Below are 12335 nucleotides of genomic sequence, written 5' to 3' on the forward strand. Positions count from 1 at the left end.
AGGGATCGACAATAGAAACTGCGGCCGCAGGCGGCAAGGGCGGGACACGGAACCTTGACCTGCACGGAGACATAACGATTGAAGGAATTGGTTCGGACCAATGACATCGTGCTGGTTTCGGCAGTCGGGGCGCTGCTGGACGGCGCCGACATCCACCATCTCGTGCTCGACCAGAACATGAGCATCATTGAGGGCTCACTCGGCATCCTGCCGCGGCGAATCCTGGTGCACGAGGACGACAATCTGCAGGCGCGGCGGCTGCTGACCGAGGCCGGGCTCGCGCATGAATTGCGTCCGGATGAGTGACGCCGCCGACCTCACCGAGGACGCCTTTCTCGGCGGGCAATTGCGCCTGCGCCAACCCACGCGCGGCCATCGCGCCGGCCACGATGCGATCCTGCTGGCCGCCGCCACGGCCGCCCGTCCGGGTGATCGCGTGGTCGATCTCGGTGCTGGCGTAGGGGCCGCGGGGCTTGCTTTGGCGCGGCGCGTCGGCGGGCTTGCGTTGACCCTGGTCGAGCGCGCGCCGGATCTTGCCGGCCTCGCGCGCGACAATGCGCATGCCAACGATCTGCAGGCGGACGTGGCCGTGCTGGACGTCGCCGCTGACGCGGCGGCGTTTGCGGCCGCCGGGCTCGGACCCGACAGCGTCGACGTCGTGCTGATGAATCCGCCATTCCATGATGCCGCGCGGCATCGCGCCTCGCCGGATCAGGCGCGCGCGACGGCGCATATGGCGACCGGGACGACGTTGGAGACCTGGACGCATGCGGCGCGGCGGATGCTGAAGTCGGGAGGAGCGCTGACGCTGATCTGGCGGGCGGATGGGCTGTCAGAGGTGCTGGCGGCGCTGGCGCGGGGCTTCGGCAGCCTGGTGCTGCAGCCGGTGCATGGCCAAGCCGGAAAGCCGGCAATCCGTATCCTGGTCCGGGCCGTTAAGGGAGGCCGGGCGCCGACGCAAATTCTCGCAAGCGTGGTGCTGAATGAGGCAACAGGTGTGCCGAATGAGGACGCGAGACGCGTACTGGAAGGGAAGGGGGAGCTGGCCTTGAGCTGGCCTTGGCCGGCTCCCTGAACGGGTGATCGGGGTCGCGCGTTACTGCGTCTGCGCCTCGGACTGGCGTTCGGTTACCGCCGTGAAACGGATCGCAGTCAAGAGAGTACCGATCAGCAGCATCAACAGGTAGACCTTCATGGATTCCTCCGCCGCACTCTGCAACTTCGCTCGCCGTGCCATTGCCCAGGGCATAGCAAGGCGCGTTCCAGCCCATTGAATGGCAGTGGGGCGATAAAAAATGGTAAATTCGAGGTAACTGGATGGTGGACAATTTGACACAACCTGCCGCTGCAGAGGGGCCGCTCGATCGGTTGAAGGCGCTGCTCCCGGCCAGGCTGCGCGGTGCGCCGGTCGTGCCCGTGGTCCGCCTGTCCGGTGTGATCGGCGCAGTGACGCCGTTGCGTCCCGGGCTGACGCTTGCCGGCGTCGCCAAGATGCTGGAGCGTGCGTTCTCGATGCGCAACGCCAAGGCGGTGGCGCTGGTGATCAATTCGCCCGGCGGCTCGCCGGTGCAGTCGCGCCAGATCTATTTGCGCATCCGCCAGCTCGCGGCCGAGAAGAAGCTGCCGGTGCTGGTGTTCGTCGAGGACGTCGCGGCGTCCGGCGGCTACATGATCGCCTGCGCGGGCGACGAGATCTTCTGCGATCCCTCGTCCATCGTCGGCTCGATCGGCGTGGTCGGCGGCTCGTTCGGGCTGCAGGACCTGATCAAGAAGATCGGCATCGAGCGCAGGCTCTATACGGCCGGCGAGCACAAGGCGATGCTCGATCCGTTCCTGCCCGAAAATCCCGATGACGTGGCGCGGCTCAAGAAGATCCAGCGCGAGATCCACGCGCTGTTCATCTCGCTGGTCAAGGAGAGCCGCACCACGAAACTCAAGGGCGCCGACGACGTGCTGTTCACCGGCGAATATTGGGCCGGCGATACCGCCGTGTCGCTCGGGCTGGCGGATGCCATCGGCGATCTGCGCTCGGTGCTGCGGGCGCGCTTCGGCGACAAGGTGGGGATGCCCGTGGTGGCGCCGGCCGCGGGCCTGCTGTCGGGCCTGCTCGGCCGCCGCTCCCCGGGGGGCGCCGGCAGCGTTGCACTCGGAGGCGGCTGGGCGGGGCTGGCCGAGGAGCTGATCTCCGCCGCCGAAACCCGCGCAATCTGGGCCCGTTTCGGGTTCTAGAGCCCGGCTTCGCGTCATTTCGCCCCTCGCAATCCGGATTGCGAGGGGAACACGGATGAGCGACAATATGAGTCGGGGGTGGCACTCCTCATGAACAAGGATCGACCAATGCCGCCGTTCGTTGCTTTCGCGGGAATGCTGGGCGGGCTTGCCGTGGTTCGCTGGGCCTACAGGACCGCGCAGAAGATCAATCACGAGCTCGAAGAGGCGCGGCTGTCGCGCGTCGCCGAGGCCGCTCCGGCGGAGATCAAGACCCTGCGCCGCGATCCCGTCACCGGCGCCTACCGGCCGGTCTGACCTCGTCCGCGCCTCGAATCGGCGGCTGACGAGGCCGCCGTCATCGGCCTATTGCCTTGATTCCTGATGCCCTCGCCGATACGGTCCGCGCGCTTTTCAGACCTGCGCGAAAGACCGATGCCGACGATGGACGAGCTGCCTCCGCACATGCGCCCCGAACGTTCGTTCCAGGGCTTCATCCTGGCCCTGCAACGGTTCTGGGCCGAGCAGGGCTGCGTGATCCTGCAGCCCTACGACATGGAAATGGGCGCCGGCACCTTCCATCCCGCGACGACCCTGCGCGCGCTCGGGCCGAAGCCGTGGAACGCGGCCTATGTGCAGCCGTCGCGGCGGCCGAAGGACGGCCGCTACGGCGAGAATCCGAACCGGATGCAGCACTACTACCAGTTCCAGGTGATCATGAAGCCGTCGCCGCCGAACCTTCAGGACTTGTACCTGAAGTCGCTCGCCGCGATCGGCATCGACGCCGCCGTGCACGACATCCGCTTCGTCGAGGACGATTGGGAGAGCCCGACCTTGGGCGCCTGGGGCCTCGGCTGGGAGTGCTGGTGTGACGGCATGGAGGTGTCGCAGTTCACCTATTTCCAGCAGGTCGCGGGCTTCGAATGCGCGCCGGTCGCGGGCGAATTGACCTACGGCCTCGAGCGCCTGGCGATGTATGTCCAGGGCGTCGACCGCGTCTACGATCTCAACTTCAACGGCCGGGACGGTGATCAGAAGGTCACCTATGGCGACGTCTTCCTGCAGGCCGAGCGCGAATATTCGCGGCACAATTTCGAGCATGCCGACACCGACATGCTGTTCGAGCAGTTCAAGATGGCCGAGGGCGCCTGCCGCAAATATCTCGACGCCGGCTGGGGCGAGGGCCGCAAAGAACATTTGATGGCGCTGCCGGCCTACGACCAGTGCATCAAGGCCAGCCACGTCTTCAACCTGCTCGACGCCCGCGGCGTCATCTCCGTAACCGAGCGCCAAAGCTACATCCTGCGTGTGCGTGAGCTGGCGAAAGCCTGCGGCGAGGCGTGGCTGCACACGGAAGCGGGCGGGGCGGGGGCTGCAACAGCTGGCTGAGCAAGCCCGCTGAAGCCTTCCTCATTTTTGGTTCGGATCGAGATCTGTCGTGCCGTCGAATGTCGCAACACACGCGGTGCCTCTGCCCCCCTCCCCCTTGCGGGGAGGGGTCGGGGGTGGGGGTCCCCGGGCGATATGCCTGATGGGGCGCCACACGCCTTTGCATCAAGCCGCGCGCTCGATCGCCCACAACAAAGTCCTCGTCAGTCCTGACGACGCTCATCACCACCTTCAGCGCGCGCCGACCCCCACCCCCACCCCCTCCCCGCTGCCGACAATCGCTGCGCGATTGCGGCGTGGGGGAGGGGGGCGCAGCAGCGCCAGCCCTGCCAACGAGTTCAACTAATGCCCGATCTTCTCCTCGAACTGTTCTCCGAAGAAATCCCCGCGCGGATGCAGGCCAAGGCGGCCGACGATCTGCGCCGCATGGTGACAGACAAGCTCGTCGCCGAGGGCCTCGTCTACGAAGGCGCCAAGGCGTTCGCGACGCCGCGGCGGCTGGCGCTGACCGTGCACGGCATCCCGGCGCGGCAGGCGGACCTCAAGGAGGAGCGCAAGGGTCCGCGCGTTGGCGGCCCTGACGCCGCGATCCAGGGCTTCCTCAAGGCCACCGGCCTGTCCTCGCTCGACGAGGCGACGATCCAGCGCGATCCGAAGAAGGGCGATTTCTACGTCGCGCTGATCGAGAAGCCCGGCCGCGCCACGCTCGACGTGCTCGCCGAGATGCTGCCGGTGATCGTGCGCACCTTCCCGTGGCCGAAATCGATGCGCTGGGGCAAGCGCTCGGAAAAGCCGGGCGCGCTGAACTGGGTGCGGCCGCTGCACGCGATCACCGCGACCTTCGGGCTGGAGACCGAGGAGCCCGATGTCGTCAGCTTTGCCGTCGACGGCATCGAGGCCGGGCAGACCACCTATGGCCACCGCTTCCTGGCGCCGGCTGCGTTCACCGTGCGCCGCTTCGAGGACTACGAGGCCAAACTGCTCGACGCCAAGGTCGTGCTCGACCCGCAGCGCCGCAAGGACACCATCGTCACCGACGCCAAGCAGCTGGCGTTCGCGCAAGGCTATGAGCTGGTCGAGGACCAGGTGTTGCTGGACGAGGTCTCGGGCCTCGTCGAATGGCCGGTGGTGCTGATGGGCTCGTTCGATCCGGAGTACCTGAAGGTTCCGGGCGAAGTGATCCGCGCCACCATCCGCAACAACCAGAAATGCTTCGTGGTGCGCGACCCCAAGACTGGCGGGCTCGCGCCAAAATTCATTCTCACCGCCAACATCGAGGCGACCGACGGCGGCAAGACCATCATCGCCGGCAACGAGCGCGTCATCCGCGCCCGGCTGTCGGATGCGAAGTTCTTCTACGAGACGGACCTCAAGACGAAGCTCGAAGACCGGCTGCCGAAATTCGAGCAGATCGTGTTTCACGAGAAGCTCGGCACGCAGGCCGCTCGTATTGCTCGGATCGAGAAGCTAGCCGCCGAGATCGCGCCGCTGGTCGGCGCCGATGCCGCGAAGACCGCGCGTGCGGCAAAGCTCGCCAAGGCCGATCTCTTGACGGAGGTGGTCGGCGAGTTTCCGGAAGTGCAGGGCCTGATGGGCAGGTACTACGCGCTCGCCCAAGGCGAGGACGCGTCGGTTGCCGCGGCCTGCGAGGAGCACTACAAACCCCAGGGGCCGGGCGATCGCGTGCCGACCGACAAGGTTGCGGTGGCGGTGGCGCTGGCCGACAAGCTCGATACGCTGGTCGGGTTCTGGGCCATCGACGAGAAGCCGACGGGCTCGAAGGACCCGTACGCGCTACGCCGTGCGGCGCTGGGTGTGATCAGATTGATCACCGAGAATGTGCTGCGCCTGTCGTTGTTGCAAGTCTCTGCTTCCGCGCTGACGGGCCTGCAGGTGAAGAGCGCGCATGAGCCTGACAAGCTCACGGCCGATTTGCTCTCCTTCTTCGCTGACCGCCTAAAAGTCCAACTGCGCGAGCAGGGCGCGCGTCACGATCTCGTGGACGCCGTGTTCGCGCTCGGCGGCCAGGATGATCTGTTGATGGTCGTCCGCCGCGTCGAGGCGCTCGGCAAATTCCTCGACAGCGACGACGGCAAGAACCTGCTCGCCGGCACCAAGCGCGCCTCCAACATCCTCGCCATCGAGGAGAAGAAGGACAAGCGCAAATTCGAGGGCGCTGCCGACGCGGCGCTGTACAAGCTCGACGAGGAGAAGGCGCTGGCGAAGGCGATCGGCGAGGTGGCTGCCGAAGCGGGCGCTGCCGTCGCCAAGGAGGATTTCGCCGCGGCGATGAGCGCGATGGCGAAGCTTCGTCCGGCGGTCGATGCGTTCTTCGACAAGGTGAAGGTCAATGACGACGACGCCGCGATCCGCGAGAACCGGTTGAAGCTCTTGAACGAGATCCGCAGCGCCACCCGCGCGGTGGCGGATTTCTCGAAGATCGAGGGCTGAGCAGCCTGGATCGCTTCGCTGCGCTCGCGATGACGTCTGTGGCTCGAACTCCGCTGTCATGCCGGCGCAGGCAGGCAATCCAGTACGCCGCGGCTTTTCGGTGGACACACAGTCGTCTCGGCGTACGGGATCGCCGGGTCGAGCCGGGCGATGACAGCTGTGGTGACGGTGACAAGGCCTGCCACACGCGTCATTGCGAGGCGCTCTTGCGCCGAAGCAATCCAGGGGCCGTGGAGGCAGACTGTCAGTGTCGCCCCTGGATCGCTTCGCTGCGCTCGCGATGACGAGCTAAGCTATGACAGCGCCAAAAAAGTAAGCCCCGCCCGGCGGGGGGAACCGGGCAGGGCCTTTACATCTGGCCGCTTGCGGGGGCGTTGGCGACCAAATGCGTCTCTATAACTACTCAACCACCTGAATGATCCGCCGCGATCGCGGCTCGACCAGAACAGTTTCGCCGTTCACCACCGTGTAGCGATAAGGTGTCGCACCGAAGCGCTGCGGAACGTCGTAATATGTAACACCCGACTCCGGCAGAACGGTCCCCACAACGACGCGATCAGGGATCACATAGTTGGGAACACGCTCGCGCACGACGTATTCGCGGAATTCCGGACGCCGCTCCACGGTGATGAGAGGCGCGTCCTCCTCGACGACGACGCCGCGTCCGACGGTGGTGGACTGCGCCTGCGCGGCCGCCGGGATCACGACGGCAGCCACGAGAGCGGCAAGGGTGATGTGGGTTCGCATGAGCGGGACTCCTTGCTGTTGATCCGCCAAGTGAGAGACCGGCACGCGCCGGGTACCTGCTCCCCAATGCTGCCCTTCAGCCATCGTTCCCACGGGAACACTGGGCATTTTCGCGGCAGTTCCTCGCTGTTGGGAACCGGAACCCGCGCCGCGCGTCTCCTATTCCGCCACGATCAGCCGGGATAAGGTCCCGCCCGATCGAATCGCCCAACCTCCTCTTTCAATCCATTCAGAGTTCGCGGATGCACCTGACCGTTGCCCATATCTCGCCGATCATGTCCGTCATCGCCGGAGTCCTCATCCTGATCATGCCGCGGCTGCTGAACTTCATCGTCGCGATCTTTCTTATTCTGAACGGCCTCATCGGCATGGGGCTGCTGAAGTGGCTCCACTTCTAGTTTTCCGAGGGGCACCTCAGCCCAAGGTCGGGAACCTCTGTGCTTGCGCCGCAGCGCCCAAAGTGGTGTAAGGCGCGCGATTTCTCCTCCCATTTGCGGATCGAAGCATCTCATGGCCAAAGCGGTAGCGAAGTCTAAAAAAGTCGCAGCGAAATCAAAGCCTTCCAAGCAGGGTAAGGCCAAGGCCGCTCCGCTCGCTCCACCGCGCAAGGCGCTGAAGACGGCTGCCAAAGCCCCGGCCAAGGCGCCTGCCAAGTCTGCTGCGAAGACGGCGCCGAAAGCGCCAGTGAAAACCGCTCCGAAGAAGCCGGCCAAGGTTGCCGCCAAGCCGGTTGCGAAGGCTGCGGCCAAGACCGCGAAGCCCGCAGCAAAGAGCACGGTCACCGCGATCAAGCCGAACAAGTGGGTTTATACCTTCGGCGACGGCAAGGCCGAGGGCAAAGCGGGCTTGCGCGATCTGCTCGGCGGCAAGGGCGCGAACCTCGCCGAGATGGCCAATCTCGGCCTGCCCGTGCCTCCGGGCTTCACCATCCCGACCTCGGTCTGCACCTACTTCTACGCCAACGACAAGACCTATCCGAAGGAGCTGCAGTCGCAGGTCGACAAGGCGCTCGACTACATCGGCAAATTGACCGGCAAGACGTTCGGTGATCCCGAGAATCCGCTCTTGGTCTCGGTGCGCTCGGGCGCCCGCGCCTCGATGCCGGGCATGATGGACACCGTGCTCAATCTCGGCCTCAACGACCAGACGGTCGAAGCGCTGGCACAGCTGTCCGGAGACCGCCGCTTCGCCTTCGACAGCTATCGCCGCTTCATCACGATGTACTCCGATGTCGTGCTCGGCTTCGAGCACCATCATTTCGAGGACATCCTCGACAGCTTCAAGGACAGCCAGGGCTATCAGCTCGACACCGACCTCTCGTCGGAAGACTGGGAAATGCTGGTCGGCAAGTACAAGGATGCCGTCGCCATCGAGACCGGCAAGGATTTCCCGCAGGACCCGCATGACCAGCTGTGGGGTGCCATTGGGGCGGTGTTCTCATCCTGGATGAACGCCCGCGCGGTGACCTATCGCAAGCTGCACGACATTCCGGAATCCTGGGGCACCGCCGTCAACGTCCAGGCCATGGTGTTCGGCAACATGGGCGACACCTCGGCGACCGGCGTCGCCTTCACCCGCAATCCCTCGACCGGCGAGAGCAAGCTGTACGGCGAGTTCCTGATCAATGCGCAGGGCGAGGACGTTGTCGCCGGCATCCGCACCCCGCAGGACATCACCGAGGACGCGCGCATCGAGTCCGGCTCCGACAAGGCCTCGATGGAAGTCGCGATGCCCGAGGCCTTCAAGGAGCTGACGCGGATCTACACGCTGCTCGAGAAGCACTACCGCGACATGCAGGACATGGAGTTCACGGTCGAGCGCGGCAAGCTGTGGATGCTGCAGACCCGCAGCGGCAAGCGCACCGCCAAGGCGGCGCTGCGCATCGCCGTCGAACTCGCCAATGAGGGTCTGATCTCGCAGAACGACGCCGTGCTGCGCGTCGATCCGGCCTCGTTGGATCAGTTGCTGCATCCGACCATCGATCCCGCTGCCAAGCGCGACGTGGTGGCGACCGGCCTGCCGGCATCGCCGGGCGCAGCCTCCGGCGAGATCGTGTTCTCGTCGGATGAAGCCACCAAGCTGCAGGCCGACGGCCGCAAGGTCATCCTGGTCCGCATCGAGACCTCGCCGGAGGACATCCACGGCATGCATGCCGCCGAAGGCATCCTGACCACGCGCGGCGGCATGACCTCGCATGCGGCTGTCGTCGCGCGCGGCATGGGCAAGCCCTGCGTCTCCGGCTGCGGCACCATCCGCGTCGACTACGGCCGGGGCACGATGAGCATCGGCTCGCGCACCTTCAAGACCGGCGACGTCATCACCATCGACGGCTCCGTCGGCCAGGTGCTAGCGGGGCGGATGCCGATGATCGAGCCGGAGCTGTCCGGCGAGTTCGGCACCCTGATGGGCTGGGCGGACGCCGTGCGCGAGACCGGCGTGCGCGTCAACGCCGACACCCCGGAGGACGCGCGCACCGCGATCAAGTTCGGCGCCGAGGGCATCGGCCTGTGCCGCACCGAGCACATGTTCTTCGAGGAGACCCGCATCCGCACGGTGCGCGAGATGATCCTCTCGGAGGAAGAGCAGGAGCGCCGCGCCGCGCTCGCCAAGCTGCTGCCGATGCAGCGCGCCGACTTCGTCGAACTGTTCGAGATCATGAAGGGACTTCCCGTCACGATCCGTCTGCTCGATCCGCCGCTGCACGAGTTCCTGCCGCACACCCAGGCCGAGGTCGAGGAAGTCGCGCGCGCGATGAATACCGATCCGCGCCGGCTCGCCGACCGCGCCCGTGAGCTGTCCGAGTTCAACCCGATGCTCGGCTTCCGCGGCTGCCGTCTGGCGATCGCCTATCCGGAGATCGCCGAGATGCAGGCGCGCGCGATCTTCGAGGCGGCGGTCGAGGCCGAGAAGCGCACCGGCGAATCCGTCGGCCTCGAGGTCATGGTGCCGCTGATCGCGACCAAGGCGGAGTTCGATCTCGTCAAGGCGCGCATCGACGCGATGGCGCAGGCCGTGATCCGCGAGACCGGCGCCGAGCTGGAGTACCAGGTCGGCACCATGATCGAGCTGCCGCGCGCCGCCCTGATGGCCGGGCAGATCGCGGAAGCCGCCGAGTTCTTCTCGTTCGGCACCAACGACCTCACGCAGACGACCTACGGCATCAGCCGCGACGACGCCGGCAGCTTCCTCGGCGCCTACGTCGCCAAGGGCATCCTCGAGATCGATCCGTTCATCTCGATCGACCGCGACGGCGTCGGCGAACTGGTCAAGATCGGCGTTGAGCGCGGCCGCGCCACGCGGCCCACGCTCAAGGTCGGCATCTGCGGCGAGCATGGCGGCGATCCGGCCTCGGTCGCGTTCTGCCACAAGGTCGGCATGAACTACGTCTCGTGCTCGCCCTACCGCGTGCCGATCGCCCGCCTCGCCGCCGCGCAATCCGCGCTCGGCAAGGAGATCGCCAGCCAGGCGTGATGCTTGTGGTGATTGACGTGAATTGATGAAGGCCGGCATGAACTGCCGGCCTTTTTCGTTCGCGATGAACGGCGCTCGATTTGTGCTCGCTTAGCAAGCGAACGAAGGGGGAAGTCTCATCCCCACCGCCGTCATTCCGGGGCATTCGCGCGCAAAAGGGCGCAGCCATTTTGAAGCAGCGCGAATGAGCCCGGAATCCATAACCACAGTCGGTTGTTTGTCGAAGACAAGCGCCACGAGTACCTCGGCTCCTCATGTCCGGTCGTGGCTATGGATTCCGGGCTCGCGCTTTGCGCGCCCCGGAATGACACGAGGAGAGAGCGCAAAGTTCCGCTTAATTGAAGCGAGCTTGGGATTTCATCCACCACGTTCATTGACGGAATCTTCACCACTCTCGTCACGCCGCTGTTTACCACGCACAGCGATCGCAGCGCGCGCTGCAACCTCGCCGCTTGCATGTTTCGATCCTGCAACGCGGGTTAACCGCTCAGCAACCTAAACCCGATACGAACATGACAGATCGAATTGTCACGGAAGCACTGTCGTTCGATCGAGTGAGTAGCGTAGCGTTGCGTTGAGCGTATCGATGTTAGTTCTGCGTCCCGGTCCGAAGGGCGCGCGTTATGCGTCCTTCGGACTCGGTCTCTGCGTCTTCGCTCTGATGCCGACAGAGACCGGATATCAAGACATCGCGTCACTGCTCGCCCGCCAGCCGGGCGTTGCCGAACGCTGGCAGAAGCGTGTGTATTCTGCCGCGGCCTCGGTGCAGGTGGCGACCTACAGCTTCGGCCTGCCGATCGGCACGTCGGCGCCGCCTGCGGTCAGCATCCGCTTTGCCAGCCTCGATCGACGCGATCTCGACATCACCGGCAGCACGACGCCGCGCAATCCGGCGCTGCAGGTTCCGCCGCGCTACCAGGCTTCCGACTTTCCCAAGGTCGACCGCACGCTGAAGGGCGATCGTCTCGTCGTACGTCCCCCCGCGCCGCCGGAGCAGCCGACGGAGTCTGCCGCTCCCATGGAGCCGATGCCCGCCGAGCCGTCACCGACGCCGTCGACCCAGCCTGATTCGAATTCCTCGGTGTTCGGCGCCAAGACCACTCAAGCGCCGCAGCACACAACGCTCGATCCCGAATTGCAGGAGGCGCTGCGCGCGCCGCCGCTCGTGCAGTACGACGCCGCGAAGGCGGAGACCCAGCCCTCGGGTGAGCTCAAGCCCGCGGTCGGTCCCGCTTCCGCAGAGGCCGCCGCCGGCACCGACGGCCTCAACATCAAAACCTCTAGCCTGTATTTCGGCACGGCGTCGCTCGGCGGCGCCGCCGGTATGATCGAAACCTGGCAGCCCGGCGAGGCGCCGCTGATCGTGATGCCGGATCCCGAACTCAAATCGATGGCGGTGCTGTCGCAGCCGGCGGAGGATGTCACGAAGTCCGGCGACGGCGGCGAGAGCATCGCGCCGAAGGGCGAGGTCAACGCCGACAACCAGCGCGCCAAGACGCCGGCCGAGCGGCTTGGCCTGACCAGCGAGAAGTCGCGCTTCAAGTCCGAGAAGTGCCTTGCGGAAGCGGTCTATTTCGAATCACGCGGCGAGGCCGTGCGCGGCCAGATCGCGGTGGCGCAGGTGGTTTTGAACCGCGCCTTCTCCGGCTACTATCCGACCACGGTGTGCGGCGTCGTCTACCAGAACAAATACCGCCACTTCGCCTGCCAGTTCACCTTCGCCTGCGACAACAATGCCGACGTGATTCGCGAGCCCGAGATGTGGGATCGCGCCAAGAAGATCGCCAAGGCGATGCTCGACGGCGAGATCTGGCTGCCGGAGGTGGGCAAGTCGACCCACTATCATGCCTATTGGGTGCGGCCGTCCTGGGTCGCCGAAATGAAGCGCATGTACAAGTTCGGGGTCCACACCTTCTACCGGCCGAAGCGCTGGGGCGATGGCAGCGACGCGCCGAGCTGGGGCACGCCGCAGCAGACCGCGGCCATTTCCGCCGAGCTGACCGAAGCCGCCAAGAGCGAAGCCGAGATCAATCCGAACTGGACCCGGCGGTAAGCCTCTATCAACACCT

At 65.7% G+C, this 12335-nt stretch carries 10 protein-coding genes; 9 read left to right on the top strand and 1 reads right to left on the bottom strand.

Annotated elements, in window-relative coordinates; all coding sequences use genetic code 11:
- Nucleotides 1-78: 78 nt before the first annotated feature.
- The 6 genes from ACQR0Z_RS13980 (at nt 79) to glyS (ending at nt 6048) form a co-directional block, all read left to right on the top strand.
- Nucleotides 79-306, top strand: coding sequence for a DUF2007 domain-containing protein (locus ACQR0Z_RS13980; RefSeq protein ID WP_434857035.1), 228 nt, complete (start codon nt 79-81; stop codon nt 304-306).
- Nucleotides 299-1075: a tRNA1(Val) (adenine(37)-N6)-methyltransferase gene (locus ACQR0Z_RS13985; RefSeq protein ID WP_434918983.1), complete on the top strand. Its 777-nt coding sequence runs from the start codon at nt 299-301 to the stop codon at nt 1073-1075. Before ACQR0Z_RS13980 ends, ACQR0Z_RS13985 begins: the two co-directional genes overlap by 8 nt.
- A 242-nt stretch (nt 1076-1317) precedes the next feature.
- On the top strand, nt 1318-2229 hold the full coding sequence (locus ACQR0Z_RS13990; protein ID WP_434918984.1) for a S49 family peptidase: 912 nt from the start codon (nt 1318-1320) through the stop codon (nt 2227-2229).
- A 108-nt stretch (nt 2230-2337) separates the two neighbouring features.
- Nucleotides 2338-2526 (top strand): hypothetical protein, encoded by a 189-nt coding sequence (locus ACQR0Z_RS13995; protein ID WP_434857032.1) that lies wholly within the window; start codon nt 2338-2340, stop codon nt 2524-2526.
- 126 nt (nt 2527-2652) lie between these two features.
- Entirely contained in the window at nt 2653-3597 is a 945-nt protein-coding gene (locus ACQR0Z_RS14000; RefSeq protein WP_434919315.1) for a glycine--tRNA ligase subunit alpha, read from the top strand.
- Between the two features lie 345 nt (nt 3598-3942).
- Complete coding sequence (glyS, locus tag ACQR0Z_RS14005) at nt 3943-6048, top strand: glycine--tRNA ligase subunit beta (RefSeq protein ID WP_434918985.1); 2106 nt, start codon at nt 3943-3945, stop codon at nt 6046-6048.
- 399 nt (nt 6049-6447) lie between these two features.
- Here glyS and ACQR0Z_RS14010 read toward each other — a convergent pair whose 3' ends face one another.
- The gene (locus ACQR0Z_RS14010; protein WP_434857030.1) at nt 6448-6795 is read right to left on the bottom strand and encodes a DUF1236 domain-containing protein; all 348 of its coding nucleotides are present in this window, start codon (nt 6793-6795) and stop codon (nt 6448-6450) included.
- 242 nt (nt 6796-7037) lie between these two features.
- Here ACQR0Z_RS14010 and ACQR0Z_RS14015 point away from each other — a divergent pair, with 242 nt between their 5' ends.
- The 3 genes from ACQR0Z_RS14015 (at nt 7038) to ACQR0Z_RS14025 (ending at nt 12319) form a co-directional block, all read left to right on the top strand.
- A complete protein-coding gene (locus tag ACQR0Z_RS14015) occupies nt 7038-7193 on the top strand; it encodes a DUF3096 domain-containing protein (protein ID WP_006613564.1) in 156 nt (51 codons plus the stop codon).
- A 112-nt stretch (nt 7194-7305) separates the two neighbouring features.
- On the top strand, nt 7306-10266 hold the full coding sequence (gene ppdK, locus ACQR0Z_RS14020) for a pyruvate, phosphate dikinase (RefSeq protein ID WP_434857029.1): 2961 nt from the start codon (nt 7306-7308) through the stop codon (nt 10264-10266).
- A 586-nt stretch (nt 10267-10852) separates the two neighbouring features.
- Complete coding sequence (locus ACQR0Z_RS14025; RefSeq protein ID WP_434876925.1) at nt 10853-12319, top strand: cell wall hydrolase; 1467 nt, start codon at nt 10853-10855, stop codon at nt 12317-12319.
- The last annotated feature ends 16 nt before the right edge of the window (nt 12320-12335 follow it).

The sequence above is a fragment of the Bradyrhizobium sp. HKCCYLS3077 genome, assembly GCF_051167555.1.
Lineage (GTDB): Bacteria > Pseudomonadota > Alphaproteobacteria > Rhizobiales > Xanthobacteraceae > Bradyrhizobium.